General features: G+C 61.9%; 16 protein-coding genes. 10 read left to right on the top strand and 6 right to left on the bottom strand.

The features are described from left to right. Positions 1-759 (bottom strand): class II aldolase/adducin family protein, encoded by a 759-nt coding sequence (locus tag ACOAP0_RS10065; protein WP_498376284.1) that lies wholly within the window; start codon positions 757-759, stop codon positions 1-3. A 100-nt stretch (positions 760-859) separates the two neighbouring features. On the opposite strand from ACOAP0_RS10065, the gene ACOAP0_RS10060 reads away from it, so the two are divergent. From ACOAP0_RS10060 to ACOAP0_RS10015, 10 genes are all read left to right on the top strand, one after another. Beyond that, complete coding sequence (locus ACOAP0_RS10060; protein WP_498376283.1) at positions 860-1555, top strand: Crp/Fnr family transcriptional regulator; 696 nt, start codon at positions 860-862, stop codon at positions 1553-1555. Positions 1556-1705: 150 nt separating this feature from the next. Further along, the gene (gene mnmG, locus ACOAP0_RS10055) at positions 1706-3751 is read left to right on the top strand and encodes a tRNA uridine-5-carboxymethylaminomethyl(34) synthesis enzyme MnmG (protein WP_498376282.1); all 2046 of its coding nucleotides are present in this window, start codon (positions 1706-1708) and stop codon (positions 3749-3751) included. Then, positions 3748-4422, top strand: a complete 675-nt coding sequence (gene rsmG / locus ACOAP0_RS10050) for a 16S rRNA (guanine(527)-N(7))-methyltransferase RsmG (RefSeq protein WP_498376281.1) — start codon at positions 3748-3750, stop codon at positions 4420-4422. The genes mnmG and rsmG overlap by 4 nt, the downstream gene beginning before the upstream one ends. A gap of 422 nt (positions 4423-4844) precedes the next feature. Further along, a complete protein-coding gene (locus ACOAP0_RS10045) occupies positions 4845-5465 on the top strand; it encodes a LysE family transporter (protein WP_498376280.1) in 621 nt (206 codons plus the stop codon). Positions 5466-5510: 45 nt separating this feature from the next. After that, the gene (locus tag ACOAP0_RS10040) at positions 5511-6296 is read left to right on the top strand and encodes a ParA family protein (RefSeq protein ID WP_498376279.1); all 786 of its coding nucleotides are present in this window, start codon (positions 5511-5513) and stop codon (positions 6294-6296) included. Positions 6297-6300: 4 nt separating this feature from the next. After that, positions 6301-6852 (top strand): RBBP9/YdeN family alpha/beta hydrolase, encoded by a 552-nt coding sequence (locus ACOAP0_RS10035; RefSeq protein WP_498376278.1) that lies wholly within the window; start codon positions 6301-6303, stop codon positions 6850-6852. 38 nt (positions 6853-6890) lie between these two features. After that, positions 6891-7850: a ParB/RepB/Spo0J family partition protein gene (locus ACOAP0_RS10030; RefSeq protein WP_498376277.1), complete on the top strand. Its 960-nt coding sequence runs from the start codon at positions 6891-6893 to the stop codon at positions 7848-7850. Positions 7851-7938: 88 nt separating this feature from the next. Then, the gene (locus ACOAP0_RS10025) at positions 7939-8715 is read left to right on the top strand and encodes a class I SAM-dependent methyltransferase (RefSeq protein WP_498376276.1); all 777 of its coding nucleotides are present in this window, start codon (positions 7939-7941) and stop codon (positions 8713-8715) included. Next, positions 8712-9458 (top strand): HD-GYP domain-containing protein, encoded by a 747-nt coding sequence (locus ACOAP0_RS10020; protein WP_498376275.1) that lies wholly within the window; start codon positions 8712-8714, stop codon positions 9456-9458. The genes ACOAP0_RS10025 and ACOAP0_RS10020 overlap by 4 nt, the downstream gene beginning before the upstream one ends. A gap of 188 nt (positions 9459-9646) precedes the next feature. Then, a complete protein-coding gene (locus ACOAP0_RS10015) occupies positions 9647-12442 on the top strand; it encodes an ImpA family metalloprotease (RefSeq protein ID WP_498376274.1) in 2796 nt (931 codons plus the stop codon). Between the two features lie 48 nt (positions 12443-12490). Here the strand turns inward: ACOAP0_RS10015 and ACOAP0_RS10010 are convergent, their stop codons facing one another. From ACOAP0_RS10010 to ACOAP0_RS09990, 5 genes are all read right to left on the bottom strand, one after another. Next, positions 12491-13399, bottom strand: a complete 909-nt coding sequence (locus ACOAP0_RS10010) for a hypothetical protein (RefSeq protein ID WP_498376273.1) — start codon at positions 13397-13399, stop codon at positions 12491-12493. A 6-nt stretch (positions 13400-13405) separates the two neighbouring features. After that, a complete protein-coding gene (locus ACOAP0_RS10005; RefSeq protein ID WP_481875074.1) occupies positions 13406-13972 on the bottom strand; it encodes a LemA family protein in 567 nt (188 codons plus the stop codon). A gap of 62 nt (positions 13973-14034) precedes the next feature. Beyond that, positions 14035-14850: an amino acid ABC transporter permease gene (locus ACOAP0_RS10000; protein WP_498376271.1), complete on the bottom strand. Its 816-nt coding sequence runs from the start codon at positions 14848-14850 to the stop codon at positions 14035-14037. Positions 14851-14866: 16 nt separating this feature from the next. Further along, positions 14867-15673 (bottom strand): transporter substrate-binding domain-containing protein, encoded by an 807-nt coding sequence (locus tag ACOAP0_RS09995; RefSeq protein WP_498376269.1) that lies wholly within the window; start codon positions 15671-15673, stop codon positions 14867-14869. Positions 15674-15751: 78 nt separating this feature from the next. After that, positions 15752-17176, bottom strand: coding sequence for an FAD-binding oxidoreductase (locus ACOAP0_RS09990; protein WP_498376268.1), 1425 nt, complete (start codon positions 17174-17176; stop codon positions 15752-15754). Between the last annotated feature and the right edge of the window lie 74 nt (positions 17177-17250).

Here is a 17250-nt window from a genome sequence, read left to right as displayed (position 1 = left end):
TCAGTCCTGGTAACTGGGGTCTATGCGTTGGAGTTTGCGGATCAGGGCCGGCCAGACAAAGGCGCCGCCCATGCCACCGGTTTGCACGCGCATGGCTTCGGCTACGCCGCTGACGATCTGCGGGTTCACATGGGTGAGTGCGCCGCCACCGGACTGCGCGCCGATCTGGATCTGGCAGGTGGCCTCGAAGGTGTACATGCTCAGGAATGCGTCGGCAATGGTTTTGCCCACCACCAGCAAGCCGTGGTTGCGCAGCACCAGAAAGTTGGCGTGGCCCAGGTCGGCTTGCAGGCGCGGTTTTTCTTCGGGGCGGAAGGCCACGCCTTCGTAGTCGTGGTACGCGAGGGACGCCAGCACGAAGGTGGACTGTTGGCTCAAAGGGAGCACGCCGTCCTTCTGGGCACTCACTGCGACGCCTGCACGGGTGTGGGTGTGCAGCACGCAGCCGGCGTCTTCGCGGGCCTCGTGCACGGCGCTGTGGATCACGAAACCTGCCGGGTTGACGGGGTAAGGTGAGTCGATCAGCTTATTGCAGTGTTGATCGACTTTGACGAGACTGCTGGCAGTGATCTCGTCGAACATCAACCCATAGGGGTTGATGAGGAAGTGGTGCTCCGGCCCGGGAATGCGGGCGCTGATATGGGTGAAGACCAGATCGCTCCAGCCATACAGGGCGACCAGCCGGTAGCAGGCGGCGAGGTCCTGGCGGAGTTGCCATTCCTGCTCGCTGACCTGGGATTGCACTGACGGTGTGGTCATTGATGACTCCATGAGGGGTTTGCGTTCGAGGTTAGCGGGGGCAGTCGGCGTTACACTGTTAAAAATTTGACAATCTAGGGTATTCACCGTGGGGGAATGGATGGCGCACTCCAAAACCGAACTGCTGAAAAAAATGTCTGTGAACCCCTGGTTTGCCACCCTGCCTCTGGCAGAGCGCAAGGCCATGTTGGCGGTGGCGGTCGTCCAGCCGCTGGCGGTGGGGGAGTCGGTCTACCGGAAGGGCGATGTGTCTGGCGGCTTTTATGGCGTGCTGTCCGGCCTGTTGCGCGTGTCGGCCACAGGCGAGGATGGCCGGGAGGGCATTCTCTCCGTGCTGGAGCCGGGCAACTGGTTTGGCGAGACGACCTTGCTGGACGGGCAGACCCGTCCCCATGATGTGACTGCGATGCAGGAAGGTGAGGTCCTCGTGATCACTGCCGCGGACTTCAAGCGCCTGATGCGTCGCCTGGGTTTTGCCCATGGCATGACGACCTTGCTCTGTGCCCGGGTGCGGGGCTTGTACGGGCTGATCGAGGACACCATGCTGCGCTCTACCCGCATGCGTGTGGCGCGGCGGCTGATTACTTTGGCCAAAGGCGACATGACTATGGCGGCGCAGACCCGGCAGGGCGTACAGGTCTCCCATGAAGAGCTGGCCATGATGCTGGGCGTGACCCGCCAGACGCTGGCCAAAGAACTCAAATATTTTGTACGCGAAGGCGCCTTGGCACTCGGGTATGGTCATATTGATTTCCTGGATACGGCGCTGTTGCATCACGAGGCGGCCCTGGACTGAATGCGTCCGGCGGGTCGGGCGATAACGCACAACCAAGGGCTTGAAGGTGGAGACTGGCTGAAACCGGGGCAGGCCGGTAAAATCGCGCCCTCCCTTCTCTGATTGCGCCGGCCGGACACGCACTGTGGTCCGCCCCCGCGCCCCCATGCCATGTTGTACCCACAAGAATTCGACGTCATCGTTGTCGGCGGCGGCCATGCCGGAACCGAAGCTGCACTCGCAGCCGCCCGCATGGGCTGCAAGACTCTGCTGCTCTCTCACAACATCGAGACCCTGGGGCAGATGAGCTGCAACCCTTCCATCGGGGGCATCGGCAAGGGCCACTTGGTCAAAGAGGTGGATGCCATGGGCGGCGCGATGGCGCTGGCGACCGACGAGGCAGGCATCCAGTTTCGCATTCTCAATTCCAGTAAGGGGCCGGCCGTGCGGGCCACCCGCGCGCAGGCAGACCGCGTGCTCTACAAAGCCGCTATCCGGCGCATGCTGGAGAACCAACCCAACCTCTCGCTGTTCCAGCAAGCCGTCGATGACCTGATGGTGGAGGGCGACCGTGTGGTGGGTGCGGTCACGCAGGTGGGTATCCGCTTCAGGGGCAAGACGGTGGTGCTGACGGCCGGCACCTTCCTGGATGGCAAGATCCACGTGGGCCTGAACAACTATGCCGCCGGCCGGGCAGGCGACCCGCCCGCTGTGTCGCTGTCTGCTCGACTCAAAGAACTGAAGCTGCCCCAGGGGCGCCTCAAGACCGGCACCCCGCCGCGCATTGATGGCCGCAGCATCGACTTCAGCAAGTGCATTGAGCAGCCTGGAGATGGCGTGCCCGGTGGCATGAGCGATGTGATGCCGGTGGTGAGCTTCATGGGCAATGTGGCCATGCATCCGCAACAAGTGCCCTGCTGGATTACCCACACCAACGAGCGTACGCACGACATCATCCGCAGCGGGTTCGATCGCAGCCCCATGTTCACCGGAAAGATCGAGGGCGTGGGCCCGCGCTACTGCCCGAGCGTGGAAGACAAGATCAACCGCTTTGCTGATAAGGACAGCCACCAGATCTTTTTGGAGCCAGAAGGCTTGACTACCCACGAGTACTATCCCAACGGCATCAGCACCAGTCTGCCCTTTGACATTCAGTACGAATTGGTGCGCAGCATGGCCGGCTTGGAAAACGCGCACATTCTGCGCCCCGGTTATGCCATTGAGTACGACTACTTTGACCCGCGCAGCCTGAAGGGTAGTTTTGAGACACGCCAGATTGGCGGACTGTTCTTTGCCGGCCAGATCAACGGCACCACCGGCTATGAAGAGGCGGCGGCGCAAGGGATGTTTGCCGGCATCAATGCCGCATTGCAAGTGCGTGCCATGGGTGGTGGCGATGTGGCCCTGAGTGCGGCGGGCAGCGCCAGCTACAGCGACGACACCTGGTTGCCCGGTCGTGACCAAGCTTACCTCGGCGTGCTGGTGGATGACCTGATCACCAAGGGCGTGACCGAGCCTTACCGCATGTTCACCAGTCGGGCGGAGTTCCGCTTGCAGCTGCGTGAAGACAATGCCGATGCCCGCTTGACAGAAGTGGGTCGCGAACTGGGCTTGGTGGACAATGCGCGATGGGATGCCTTCTGCCGCAAGCGCGATGCTGTTTCACGTGAAACAGAACGTCTGCGCAGCACCTGGGTGAACCCGCGCAACCTGGCAGCCGACGAATCCGAGCGGGTGCTGGGCAAGTCCATCGAGCATGAGTACAACCTCGCTGACCTGCTGCGCCGCCCCAATGTGAGCTACGGTGGGCTGATGTCGCTGGATCATGGCAAGTACGCCAACCGTGATTTGCTGGATGTTGTTTCACGTGAAACAGCTGGCCTGCCAACCGTGGATGCAGCAGAGGTGGCCTTTGTGGCTGCGGTGGTGGAGCAGGTGGAAATCGCTGCCAAGTATTCCGGTTACATCAACCGTCAGAAGGACGAAGTGGAGCGCGCCGCCCATTACGAAAACCTGCGTTTGCCGGATGACCTCGACTACATGCAAGTCACGGCCCTGAGCATCGAAGCCCGCCAGCGCCTGAGCAAGTACAGGCCCGAAACGCTGGGGCAGGCATCGCGCTTGTCCGGCATCACGCCCGCCACGATTTCGCTGTTGATGATCCACCTGAAAAAGGGCAACTTCCGCGGCTTCGCTGAAAAGGCCGAGGCTGTATGAGCGCCAGTCACTTAGAGCAACTGGGCAAAGCGGCCACAGCATTGGGTTTGAATCTGGACGCGGCCCAGCAAGCCGCATTGTTGGAGTACCTTGCCCTGATCCAGAAATGGACCAAGGTCTACAACCTGACGGCGGTGCGCAATCCGGATGAGATGCTCACGCACCACCTGCTCGACAGCTTGGCGGTGATCGCTCCTTTGCAGAAGCAGCTTGCCGCTTTGAAAGAGCAGGGCGTTTTTGGTGACAAGCCGCGCTTGCTGGATGTGGGTTCGGGTGCTGGTCTGCCCGGTATCGTCATTGCCATTTGCTGCCCGCACATCACGGTGCACTGTGTCGATACGGTAGCCAAGAAGGCTGCGTTCATCCAGCAGGTGGCCGTGACTTTGAAGTTGCCTAACCTGCGTGGCATCCATGCGCGGGTGGAAAGCTTGACCGAGCCCTACGACGTAGTGAGCTCGCGTGCCTTTGCTTCTTTGGTGGACTTCACCACTTGGTCCGAAAAAGCCTTGGCGGAGCAGGGGGTGTGGATGGGAATGAAGGGCAAGCACCCCGCGGACGAGATGGCTGCGCTGCCCACGTCTGTGGAGGTGTTTCACGTGGAACAACTGGTGGTGCCTGGGTTGGATGCGGAGCGGTGCATTGTGTGGATGCGGAAGAAGGTTGTTGCTTAAGCCCTTGGTCGATTGAGATTGCGTGAGGGTTGAGTGGGGTTGCGCGTTTTGCTCCGTGTCCCCCGCCCGCTGCGCGGGCTCCTCCTTGACCTGTGCAAAGCGCACAACCCCACCCAACCTGCCAATGCGATGAGTGTTCCCCGGGCTTTGAATACAGGCGCATTCTTCGCAGCGGCGTGGCAGGGGTGCGCCCCAAAGTGAGGTCAAGGAGGAGACTGCGCAGCAGGCGGGGGACACGAATGGCGGGGTGTACCCCTGGCGCGCAGCGAGCCCAGCACCATAGTCACCGTGCAATCTGCGCTCGGTAAGGTTTCACGTGAAACAACACTCCGGCGACCTGAGCACGCCAGCAACCCAAATCCCAACCCTCGCCGCAAACTTTCCAACGTAAACTCGACACCCACCTCCAAGAAAGCAACCCCATGCTCGGCGTCACCGATTACGGTACCTTTGTCATCACCATCATCGTATTCCTGGCCATTCCCGGTCCGGGCAATTTGGCCTTGGTGACGTCTACCAGCAAGGGTGGCATTGCCGGTGGTCTGGCCGCAACCCTTGGCGTGATCCTCGGCGACCAAGTGCTGATGTGGTCTGCCGTCGCTGGCGTGGCGGCATTGCTGGCCGCGTACCCCGAAGCCTTCCACGCCGTGCAGTGGGCCGGCGCTGCTTATCTTGCTTGGCTGGGCTACAAAATGTTGACCGCCAAACCCGGCGCCGCACCGGTACTCAACATCAGGGCAGGCCACTACCTGCGCCAGGCTTTGCTCATCACGCTGCTCAACCCCAAGGCCATCCTGTTTTACATGGCCTTCTTTCCCTTGTTTGTGGATCGCGCCCACCAGCAAGGACTGGTGACCTATGGATTCATGGCCGCGACGATTGCCTTTTTGACGTTTCTCTACGGCCTCGGTGCCACGCTGCTGACCCACTTTTTGGCCGAGCGTATGCGGGCCAACCCGCGCATCGGCCGGGTGTTGGAGAAAGTGGCGGGCCTGTTTCTGGTGGGCTTTGGCATCAAGCTGGCCCTGCAGTCCGCCAAGTAATTCCACCGCTGTTTCTGTTTTTCGTTTTCACACCCTGAGCGTCCTATGGCCAAAATCTTCTGCGTTGCCAACCAAAAAGGTGGCGTCGGCAAAACCACCACCACCGTCAACCTGGCTGCAGGTCTGGCCAAGGTCGGGCAGCGGGTGTTGATGATCGACCTGGACCCGCAGGGCAATGCCACCATGGGTTCGGGTGTAGACAAGCGCAAACTCGAACTCACGGTGTACGACGTGCTGCTGGAGTCCGCCACGGTGGCCGAAGCCCGTGCCAAAAGCGAAAAGCTGATCGAGGGCGGCTGCAGCTACGACATCCTGGGCGCCAACCGCGAACTGGCGGGTGCCGAGGTAGAAATGGTGGAGCTGGAGCGGCGTGAGCGCCGCCTCAAGCAGGCGCTGGCAGCGGTGGACCATGAATACGACTTCGTGCTCATCGATTGCCCGCCCTCCTTGAGCATGCTCACCCTCAACGGCCTGTGCTGCGCCCATGGTGTGATCGTGCCCATGCAGTGCGAGTACTTCGCCCTCGAAGGCCTGACGGATCTGGTCAACACCATCAAGCAGGTGAAGGCCAACCTCAACGACGACCTGCAGATCATTGGCCTGCTGCGTGTGATGTTCGACCCTCGCATTACCCTGCAAAACCAGGTGAGCGACCAGCTCAAGGCCCACTTTGGCGACAAGGTGTTCGACACCGTCATTCCCCGCAACGTGCGTCTGGCCGAGGCGCCGAGCTATGGAGTCCCCGGTGTGGTGTTCGACCCCAACTCCAAGGGTGCACAGTCCTTCGTGACATTCGCGCAAGAGATGGTGGACCGCATCCACGCCATGTAATCCCATGGACACCGCAAGCTACACCACCCTCCTGTTGCCCGGCTGGCAGAACTCCGGCCCGGCCCACTGGCAAAGTCGCTGGGAAGCCTTGCATGGCTTTACCCGGGTGCAGCAGCACGACTGGATGCAACCCCTGCGCGGCGACTGGATGATGCAGCTCGAAGAAACCGTGCTGGCCGCTCCCACGCCAGTGGTGCTGGTGGCACACAGCCTGGGCTGCATACTCACCGCCGCCTGGGCCCAACATTCGCAGAACACCCACCACGTGAAGGCTGCTTTTTTGGTTGGCCCCGGTGACCCGGAGCGTGAAGAGTTGCTGGCCCCGCTCAAGAGCTGGTGGCCGGTCGTCATGGATAAGTTACCCTTCGCTGCCGAGTTGCTGGGCAGCCGCAATGACCCTTATTGCAGCTTTGAGCGGGCACAGCAGTTCGCTGCCGCCTGGGGAGCCGACTTCGTGGACTGCGGCAATGCAGGTCACTTGAATGCCGAGTCCGGCTTGGGTGACTGGCCCGAAGGGCTGTCCCGTTTGCAGGGACTGGTTGCACGCGCCCACTGAGCCGCATCCATACACAAGACTTTCATAGGAAAAAAGATATGGTTACGAAAAAACCCAAAGGCTTGGGCATGGGCCTGGAAGCCCTGCTGGGACCCAAAGTGGTGGATGCTCCGGCTGCGGACGCCAACGCTGCACCGCAGACCACACCCAGCACCTTGCTGTTGGCCGACATGGTGGCGGGCGTCTACCAGCCGCGCACCCGCATGGACGAGGGTGCCCTGTACGAGCTGGCGGAGAGCATCAAGGCACAGGGCATCATGCAGCCCATCCTTGTGCGCAAGCTCGATGAGGCAGATGCCGCCAAGCACATTGGCGATGGCCGCAAGCGAGCCATCTATGAAATCATCGCCGGTGAACGCCGCTTCCGCGCCGCCAAGCTGGCCGGCCTGACGGAGGTGCCGGTGCTGGTGCGCGACGTGCCCAACGAGGCCGCTGCCGCCATGGCGCTGATCGAGAACATCCAGCGTGAAGATCTGAACCCTCTGGAAGAAGCGCAGGGTCTGCAGCGTTTGATCCGGGAGTTCGGCCTCACCCACGAAACTGCGGCCCAGGCTGTGGGTCGCTCCCGCAGCGCGGCGAGCAACCTGCTGCGCCTCTTGAACCTCGCCGATCCGGTGCAGACCATGCTGATGGCCGGCGACATCGACATGGGCCACGCTCGTGCCTTGCTGGCGCTGGACCGTGGCACGCAGATCACTGCGGCTAATCAGATTGCCACCAAAAAAATGTCGGTGCGCGAAGCCGAGAGTTTGGTCAAAAAGCTCAGTGCTGAGTTCTCCCTCAAGCCCCAAAAGCCGGCCAAGGAAAAGTCGCGTGACATCAAGCGTGTGGAAGAAGAACTCTCGGATCTGCTCATGGCCCAGGTGGATGTGCACATCAAAAAGCGCGTCAAGCGCCACGGCCGTTTCGAGGAAATGGGAGAAGTGGTGATCCAGTTCGGCTCGCTCGATGAGCTGAACGGTCTGATCGACCGATTGGCTCCGGGCGGCAACCGTTAACTACGACGTCGCCAAACTATTTGCTATGAAAACAGGAGCTGCTCGCGCATATTTCATGAGCGCTAGCGGCACTTATTCTATATAGATCATGCGCCGCATCAACCCTGCCCATTGGCAATGGCCGCTGCCTGCGGTGCTGGCGTGGGCCCTGTGTTGGGCGGTGTTCCGCGAGCTGCTGGGGCAGGGCATGGCCTTGCAGTGGGCGCTGGGTCTGAGCAGTGCATTGGGCGTAGCCTGCAGCTTGTGGGGCGCCACCTGGTGGCGGCGTTTGTTGATTGCGGGTGGCTTTCCCCTGTCGCTGGCGGCCAGCCTGTCAGCCTTGGGGGCGGACTCGTTGCCGGCGTGGGCCTGGTTGCTGCCTTTGGGGCTGTTGCTCCTGGTCTATCCGGTGAACGCCTGGCGTGATGCACCGCTGTTTCCTACCCCGCCCAATGCGCTGGTTGATTTGCCGGCGCACGCTCCTTTGCCCCAAGGCGCCCATGTGCTCGATGCCGGTTGCGGCCTGGGCCATGGTCTACAGGCGCTGCGTTTGGCTTACCCGCAGGCTGAGCTGCACGGCATGGAGTGGAGTTGGCCTCTGCGTCTGCTCTGCGGGTTGCGCTGCCCCTGGGCCCGCGTCACCCGGGCAGATATCTGGAAAGCGAGCTGGGCCAGCTATGACATGGTGTACCTGTTCCAGCGCCCTGAAAGCATGGCGCGCGCCGTGGACAAGGCCCGCGCCGAGCTGCGGCCGGGAGCTTGGCTGGTGAGTTTGGACTTTGAAGCAACAACTTCCACACCGCACGCCAGCTGGCGTGCAGCCGGTGGCAAAATGGTGTGGCTGTACCAGGCGCCTCTGCCGGTGCCCCCAGGAGAATCTGCATGACCAACACTAGCTCTGCCCCTCACTCTGATGCCGACGAAACCCTGCACGCGGCACAGGTCGTGGTGTTTGCTTTGGCCACGCTGGCCGAGCTGCGCGACTCGGACACCGAGAGCCACCTCCTGCGGGTTCAGAACTATGTGCGCGCATTGTGTGGCGAGTTGCAAAAGAACCCCGCTTATGCCGCTGCGTTGACTCCAGCCTACGTCGAGACATTGGTAGGCAGCGTACCCATGTACGACATGGGCACCATCGGCATTCCGGACCGCATCCTGCTCAAACCCGGCCGCCTGACCCCGGATGAGATTGCCATCATGCGCACCCACACCACGCTGGGTCACGACGCACTGGTGCGCGCGGAAAAGACCCTGGGCCGTGTGTCCCCACTGCTCACGGTCGCCAAAGAACTCACCCTGTGCCACCAGGAAAAATGGGATGGTACCGGCTACCCCAAGGGCTTGTGGGGGGAGCAGATTCCGCTGTCTGCCCGCATCGTGGCGCTGGCCGACGTGTTTGACGCACTGATCAGCAACAAGGTTTACAAAGACGGTGTGTCTGTGGACCGCGCCGTGGAAATCATCACGGAATCCCGTGGTGCGCACTTCGATCCTGCGCTGGTAGACGCTTTTGTTGCCGTGCAAGACACCTTCCGCGGCATTGCTGTGCGCCATGCCGATACGGACGCGGACATGCAGCAGAAGATCGAATACATGGCCAACGCCATCGCCGAGGTCGCGGTTCTATAAGAGCCAGTCTTACTGCCGCTGAGCTCATGGCCGGGTCGTGAGTCCCGGCTTTCTGTATCGCCCGTGCCGGACGCCGGGTAAGCATTTGTAAGCTGCGTTGCAGGCTGTCAGCAGGGCGTCGTTTTGGCGATGCGCGCACCGACAATCCGCCGTCCCTGCACGCGGTAGAGGCAGGGCGGAGACCCGGCATGCGCCCGCACACAGCAAACACAACAACAATCAATCGCCATCGTGTTGGATGGTCCACCTTGGCCGTGGCTGCGCTGCTCACGGCCTGTGGCGGTGGTGGTTCGGGCGACAGTTCCAGCAGCAGTGCAAGCAGTGGCACCGTATCGCTGGTGGCGGCTCCTCAGGCCAGCAGCCAGATTTCGCAAGCCCTTCAAAGCGGCGACGCGAGCGCGCTCACCGATGCCAAGCTGGTGGCCCAACACGCCCAGTACGCACAGCAGCAAATCAGCCTGACGCAGGCAGCGCGCATCAGCAGCCTGTACCAAGGGGTGAGTACCGAATACGACCCCACCCAGTGGAGCTATTGGGTGCAGCCCCGCAACACCGCCACGGCACAACCGTTGATCGTGGGTGACCAGGGCAACGCTTTGGCCAGTATCAGTGTGGCGGGTGGCGGCCGCAGCGCAGGCTTTGGTGTGCAGGTGCTTTCCAAGTTCAACGCCAATGAGTTGGTCGCCTACCGGCCCGCCTTCAAGCGCCTACTGGCCTGGCTGGTGCGTGGTGATGCTGCCGGCACCTTGCCCGCCACGCTGAACGTGGCCTTTGCGGGCATCAACGCGAGCAGCAGTGCGGCCGGTATGGTGAAGGCCGGAGTGCCGGTTACCACCATCGCCTGTGACTTCATTGCCACCTCCGCCTGCGCCACGAATGCGCACCTGTTGGTGGTGGGCGGAGACTTGGCAGCCAGTGCCAGTCTGGAGACCAGCATCCGGGCGCTGGTGGCAGCCGGGCGGCCGGTGCTCTATGTGCACACCAAAAGCAACTGGACCAGCGACTCGGCCATCCAGGTGCTGGCGGGCATGGGCCTGCAGTTCGGCCCTTATGGCGGCAACTACTGGGCCAGCGACAAGGTGGCAGCCGGCCGCAGCGAAGCGAGCAACCGTGCCCTTGCCGACCAGTTCGCCAAAACCACGGCCATGCTGAACCTGCTGGCCTCCGACAGCTTCAGCATGCCCTACGACTGGTCGCCTTGTACCGTCTCTGCCGGCAAGACCGACTGTTCGGGGGTGGCCAGCCTGCAGGCCAACTTGCTGTCGCCCGTCGATGCCTTGCGCAGCCAGATCGATGTATTCAACAAAGCAGGTCAGAACATCTTTGCCACAGCCGATACCGACGTGTTGCGCTACCTGGTGCTGTGGGCCGACGTAGTGCGGCGCCAGCTCCGTTACCCCATGGACAAGGCCAGCACCCCGGCGGCGTTCCAGAAAGCGTTGATTGCCGATGCCCTGGTGGCCTATGTGCGCCCGGTTGCCACGGCGCAGGCGGACCTGGGGAGCTTTGCCAGCGCGATGACTGCCGGCATGGCCGTGAGCACTACGGATGAGACGGTGGACGTGACCGTGCCGTCCACCAGCGGCTTTACAGCCATCGGCCGCCTCGCGGCTCCAGGCAAGCCGGTTACGGTCGAGCTGCTCAGCGCGGGCAGCGCCACCGTGTCCTTGCGCCTCAACACCCAGCGCACCGGCTCCACCCGCTTGTGGGACCCCAACCGGTACAACCGTCCACGCTTTTTGGCCAGCCCGGACATGGTGCTCAGCACCGGCCAGGCGATGCAGTTGGTGAGCCCCTATGGCGGCACCTTGCAGCTGGTGTTCAGCAACGCCACGCCGCAGCAAAACGTGCAACTGCGTTTGCGCGGGGTGGCCAAACATCCCTTTCTGGACCAGTCCAATGGCGCTGGCGACAAGGCGGCATTTGTGACTGCCCTGAACGCCGCCCAGCACGAGTGGGCCGAGATCAAGCTCGCAGGTATTGAGATCCACTCCCGTGCCGACAAGATGCGTGCCGTCATCAACGGCACCGATTACGCGGGCGACATCGACAAGTTTTTGAACGAAGTGAAAACCCTCTTCTTCGAAGACCTCTACATGCTGGCCGGCTACGCGTTGCCGGGCAAAAGCTTGACCGCCCATGTGCAGGCCATGTGCACCAGCCTGGGCTGGAACTGCACCGATGCCACGCTGCACCGCGTGCCCGGGACGCAGCACATCAACGTGGACAACTATTCGCAGTGCGGCAGCGGCTGCTCAGGCAACCCGTATGACCAGGACTGGGGCCTCAGCCCCCGCGGCTGGGGCGAAAGCCACGAGGTGGGTCACAACCAGCAAAAGGGCATGCACAAGGTCTATGACGACCGCAGCACCGAGGTCTCCAACAACCTGTTCCCCTTGCACAAAGGCTGGCGCATGCTCAGTGAGATGGGCTACAACACGGGTGATACCCGCGTGAGCTACTTGTCCGCCTTCAACATGATCAAGGCCGCCAAATTGCAGGCCGATCCTGTGGAGGCGGCTTACCAAAGCATCTGGGGTAACGCCGCTTACGCAGTGCAGAACGGCGAGCGCATGGCTTTTTACATGCAGTGGGTGCACTACTGGGCCCAGCGCCAGGTGAGCATTGCCACCGGCTGGGACATCATCACCTTGTTGTACCTGCACCAGCGCCAGTTTGACGCCGTGGCCGATGCCGACTGGGCCGCCAACCGCAACAAGCTGGGCTACAGCACCTATGCCACCAAGCCCAGCCCGACCGGCAACGACAACCTGCTCATCACTCTCTCGTGGATCACCCAACGTGACCAGCGTCCGACTTTTGACCTGTGGGGTGTGCGCTACTCGGCGGCTGCGGCTGCTCAAGTGGCAGCGTTCACGTTTGCAGTAGAGCCGGCTCTTTTCTACGCCAACACAAGGACCAACGACCACAGCACGGTGCGCAAGGTGGACATGTCCGTCGCCAGCCCGGCCTGGCCCTTCTGATTTATGTGTGTTTCAGGGCGCTAGCGCCCGTCGAATGTGCGCGGACAGCTATCGAATCAGGAGCGTTTTCAGTGTGATGAAAGCAGCACCCAGGCACACTGCCAGGTGGAAGCCGCTCCATAGCAGGTAACGCCGGCGCAGGGATTGGGGTGAGAGCGGCGAGAGCAAAAACAAGCGCCCGTCTTGCGGTGCACGCAGCATGTGCACGCCGGGTTGCGCGCGGATGTTGCGGTGTTCTTTCTCCACCGTGCGGGTGGCCAGTCGGCGGGCCAGCTCCCATTCTTTCAGGTCGATCTCGCCGTCCCGGTTCAGGTCGAAGCGGCGTTGCAGCTCGGCGGGGTTCTGCTTCCAGCTGGTGAGCAGGGCATTCACGTCTTCGCGCAGGCTCAAGACCGAGTTCGCACCACCCACGGTCACAAACTCACCCAGCGCGTACAGGTTGCGTCCACCGTGCAGCAAGTGCTCCACGTGCTTGGTGTCGCCGGATACGCGGGATGTCTCTGGTACGCCCATCACTTCGGCATGGTCGGGGTCTATGGTGCACACGCCACTGCCGTCGTGCAGGTCAAAGGTGGCGCTGCTCGTGCCGCCTTCCACTTCCTTCCAGTCGTTGTCGCTGTCCCGTTCATAGATGGCGTAGCGGTACCAGATGCAGGGCGAGTTGCTTAAGGGGCTGTAAATCAGGTCGGTGGTGTTGGTGCGCCCCTGCAGCTCCACGTAGCCCTGTGCGGCCGATGCAATGCGTGAGGTGGCGATGTTGGAAATGGTCCGTGCCCGCCGCAGCGCAGCACCCCAGGCCAGCAGGCCGATGGCACTGATGGCACCCGCGGCCCAGGGCCAATGCGGGCCGGAACCCGCATGAAAGGCCCCGCCGGCGATTCCGAAGTAAACGGCTGCCAGCAGCCCGTTCATGCTCTGGCTGCGCAGCCAGCGCAAGCCCATCAGTTGCAGACCCACCGCCCGTCAGGCCTTGAAGCGAGCGGAAATGTCCACGTCCTGCAGCTCTTCAGAACTGAACTTCAGCAGCTCCGCACTCTTGAAGTTGAAGAACCGCGCCACCAGTACGCCGGGAAACTGCTCGATGCGCACGTTGTTGATGTTGACGGATTCGTTGTAAAACTCGCGGCGGTCGGCAATGCTGTTCTCCAGGCTGCTGATGCGCGACTGCAGCTGCACAAACTGCTCATTGGCCTTCAGGTCGGGGTAGCTCTCGGCGAGCGCGAACAACTGGCCCAGCCCGTTGCGCAAGCCGGTCTCGGCGCGACCCACGGCCGCCACGTCCTGGGACTCGCGGGCGCTGGATACCTGGGCGCGGGCTGCAATCACTTTCTCCAAGGTTGCCTGCTCGTACTGCATGTACTGCTTGCAGGTGTCGATCAGCTTGGGCAGCTCGTCATGGCGCTGTTTGAGCAGCACATCGATATTGGCCCAAGCCTTGGAGACCGCATTCTTGACCTCCACCAGCCCGTTGTAGACGCTTATCAGATAGAACACCGCCACTGCCACCACGATCCAGAACATGATTCCCATGGTTTCCTCGCATCAGGTAAGAAGAAGTAAGAGCCGCACTGTAAACCACGCGGCGAAAGACTTCAGGACGCGTTGCCGCGCTGCTTCATGTGCCGCTCCAGGCGGCGCAGTAGCAGTGAAAGCGTGACGGTCAGCATCAGGTACAGCACGGCCACCACGTTGTAGGTTTCGACCGTGAGGAAGGAGCTGGACGCATACAGCTTGCCCAGTTGGGTGATGTCATTCACGCCCAGCACCGAGACCAGCGACGAATCTTTCACCATAGCAATGAAGTCATTGCCCAGCACCGGCAACACACGGCGCACGGCCTGTGGCCACACCACCAGCCGGAAGGTGAGCCAGCGGTTCAGGCCGATGGCCTGCGCAGCTTCAATCTGCGCACGCTCCACACTTTGCAAGCCGGCGCGGAACACTTCGGCCAGAAAGGCACTGTAGGCCAGCGCCAGCGCCACGATGCCACGCACGGTGTTGGACACATCGCGCACCTGTACATCGGGCAACCACTCCTTGGCGATCCAGCCCTCGCAGGCCCACTGGTACAGATTGACCAGGGCGGGCGCTCCCACAAAAGTCACGTACAGCAGGATCACCAGCGCAGGCAGGCCGCGTATCACTTCAATGTAGAAGCGGGCACCCTGGCGCAGCCAGACGTGCTTGGAGCGACTGGCCAGCGCCAACAGCAGTCCGATGCTGGCGGCCAGCGTGAAACTGATGACGGCTACATAGACGGTGGTCCACAAGCCTTCGGCCAGGGTCTGGAAGATGAAGGCATATCGCCCGTCGGCAATGGCCAGCGCCACAAATGCGGCGCTGATCAAGGCCAGGGCCATCAGCCAGTACGGGCGTTCGGACGACTCCGAATCCACAAGAATCTGCACGGGGCAGCTACCTTGATTACTGGTTCAGCTTGTAGTCCACAAACCATTTCTGGTCGAACTTCTTGAGTGTGCCGTCGGCCTTCATCTGTTTGAGTGCTGCATTGATGGGCTTGACCAGGTCTGAGCCTTTTTTGTAGATGAAGCCGAACTCCTCGCGGCCCATGGGCTTGCCCACCACCTTGTAGGTGTCGGGGAAGGCTTTCACATAGCCCTGGGACGACACGCCGTCGGTCAGCACGGTGTCCACATCGCCAGCTTTGAGCGCTTGCATGGACAGGCCAAAGGTTTCGTACAGTTTGATGCGCGGGTTTTTCTCATTGCCGTCCAGCACTTCATACACCGCGGTGTAAAAGTTGGTGGTGCCGTTCTGTGCACCGACCAGCAGCTTGGGGTTGGCCTTGAAGCCCTTGGCGTCGGTGAAACGTTTTTCGTTGGCGCGCACCATCATGAATTGCTCGGAGACCATATAGGCGTCTGAGAAGTCGACCTGCTTCTTGCGGTCGTCCTTGATGGTGATGCCGTCCATGCCGACATCAAACTGGCCTTTGCGCACGGCCTCGATCATGGTGTCCCAGCTGGTGAGCTTCCAGTCCACTTTGGCGTTGAGGCGCTTGGCGATTTCGTTGAACACGTCGTACTCCCAGCCCACGCTTTGGCCGGTCTTGGGGTCTTTGAAGTTCAGGGGCGGGTAGGCGTTTTCGGTCACTGCCACGATGGTGCGGCCCTTCAGGTCGGGCAGGGATTGGGCGCTGGCAGAGGTGGACCAGGCGCCCAGGGCGGCAAGCAGGCTGACGGCAAGGGTAAGGCGGCGAGAAGGTGTCAAGGAAAGCTCCAAATCAGCAAGTTTAAAGGAGAAAAGTGCTTGTAGCGCCCATGGAATATGCGCAGACAGCTACTAAAGTTATAGCGAAAAGATCTTTCCAGGATTCAGGATGTTATGCGGATCCAGGGCGCGCTTGATGGTGCGCATCATCTCCACCGCGCCATTGCCGGTTTCTTCGACCAGAAAGCCCTGCTTGTGAAGGCCCACGCCGTGCTCGCCGGTGCAGGTGCCGCCCAGCTTGAGCGCGCGTGCCACCAGTTGGTGGTTGAGCTGCTCGGCCAGCTCACGCTCGGCCGGAATGGCGGGGTCAATCAGGTAGCCCATGTGGAAGTTGCCGTCGCCTACGTGGCCGACCAGGAAGAAGGGCAGGCCGGCCTCTTGGGCCTCGGTCACGCTGTCCAAGAGCGCGTCGGCCAGGCTGGAGATGGGCACGCAAGTGTCGGTGGTGATGGCCTTGCAGCCCGGACGCGACTGGATGCCGGCAAAGTAAGCGTTGTGCCGCGCCGTCCACAGGCGGGTACGCTCTTCAGGCGTTTCGGCCCACTCGAACGCTGCACCACCGAACTCGGCGGCAATGTCCTGCACGGTCTGCACTTGTTCTTTCACACCTTCGGGCGAGCCGTGGAACTCCATCAGCAGCATGGCGCCTTCGCGCAGGGTGAGCTTGGAGTGCGCATTGACCATGCGGATGGTGTTCTCGTCCAGCAGCTCGCAGCGTGCAATCGGCACGCCGAGCTGAATGAGCTGGATGGTGGTGTTCACCGCGTCTGCCAGACTGTTGAATGAGCAGGTGGCGGCCATCACTGCCTCGGGCAGCGGGTAGAGCTTGACGGTGACTTCGGTGATCACGCCCAGCGTGCCTTCACTGCCCACCATCAGGCGGGTCAGGTCGTAGCCGGCACTGCTCTTCTTGGCGCGGGTGCCGGTGCGGATCACTTCGCCGCTGGCGGTCACCACTTCCAGGGCCAGCACGTTTTCGCGCATGGTGCCGTAGCGCACCGCGTTGGTTCCGCTGGCACGGGTGGCGCTCATGCCGCCAATGGTGGCGTCCGCGCCGGGGTCGATGGGGAAGAAGAGGCCGGTGGATTTGATCTCGTCATTGAGCTGCTTGCGTGTCACGCCGGGCTGCACGGTGACGGTCAGGTCCTCGGCGTTGATGGACAGCACCTTGTTCATGCGGCTCACATCCAGGCTGATGCCACCTTGCACCGCCAGCAAATGACCTTCCAGTGAGGAGCCCACGCCGAAGGGAATCACCGGCACCAGGTACTGAGCCGCCAGTCGAACCGCATCGCTCACGTCTTGTGTGTTTTGCGCAAACACCACCGCGGAGGGTGGCGGCACGTCAAAGGCCGACTCATCGCGCCCGTGCTGCTCGCGCACCACCAGCGCGGTGGAGAGCTGATCGCCAAAGCGGGCCTTGAGAGCGTCCAGCAAAGCGGTGGGCACTTCGCGCAGGTTCACTTGAGGCAACAGGTGGTTCAGGGCGGCGGGGGCGTTCATGGCGTGTCTCCTTGTTTTCGCCATTGTAGGAATCTGCGCGGCGCGAGGGGCTGTCACTTTGCTGGCGGGCAAGC

The organism is Curvibacter sp. Hmag1.1, assembly GCF_059769165.1.
This window is presented reverse-complemented; position numbering and strand designations above follow the sequence as displayed.

Excerpts from the sequence above, each read along its gene's own strand:
- ACOAP0_RS10065 (WP_498376284.1), bottom strand. The coding sequence starts at position 759 with ATGACCACACCGTCAGTGCAATCCCAGGTCAGCGAGCAGGAATGGCAA.
- ACOAP0_RS10060 (WP_498376283.1), top strand. The coding sequence starts at position 860 with ATGGCGCACTCCAAAACCGAACTGCTGAAAAAAATGTCTGTGAACCCC.
- mnmG (WP_498376282.1), top strand. The coding sequence starts at position 1,706 with ATGTTGTACCCACAAGAATTCGACGTCATCGTTGTCGGCGGCGGCCAT.
- rsmG (WP_498376281.1), top strand. The coding sequence starts at position 3,748 with ATGAGCGCCAGTCACTTAGAGCAACTGGGCAAAGCGGCCACAGCATTG.
- ACOAP0_RS10045 (WP_498376280.1), top strand. The coding sequence starts at position 4,845 with ATGCTCGGCGTCACCGATTACGGTACCTTTGTCATCACCATCATCGTA.
- ACOAP0_RS10040 (WP_498376279.1), top strand. The coding sequence starts at position 5,511 with ATGGCCAAAATCTTCTGCGTTGCCAACCAAAAAGGTGGCGTCGGCAAA.
- ACOAP0_RS10035 (WP_498376278.1), top strand. The coding sequence starts at position 6,301 with ATGGACACCGCAAGCTACACCACCCTCCTGTTGCCCGGCTGGCAGAAC.
- ACOAP0_RS10030 (WP_498376277.1), top strand. The coding sequence starts at position 6,891 with ATGGTTACGAAAAAACCCAAAGGCTTGGGCATGGGCCTGGAAGCCCTG.
- ACOAP0_RS10025 (WP_498376276.1), top strand. The coding sequence starts at position 7,939 with ATGCGCCGCATCAACCCTGCCCATTGGCAATGGCCGCTGCCTGCGGTG.
- ACOAP0_RS10020 (WP_498376275.1), top strand. The coding sequence starts at position 8,712 with ATGACCAACACTAGCTCTGCCCCTCACTCTGATGCCGACGAAACCCTG.
- ACOAP0_RS10015 (WP_498376274.1), top strand. The coding sequence starts at position 9,647 with ATGCGCCCGCACACAGCAAACACAACAACAATCAATCGCCATCGTGTT.
- ACOAP0_RS10005 (WP_481875074.1), bottom strand. The coding sequence starts at position 13,972 with ATGGGAATCATGTTCTGGATCGTGGTGGCAGTGGCGGTGTTCTATCTG.
- ACOAP0_RS09990 (WP_498376268.1), bottom strand. The coding sequence starts at position 17,176 with ATGAACGCCCCCGCCGCCCTGAACCACCTGTTGCCTCAAGTGAACCTG.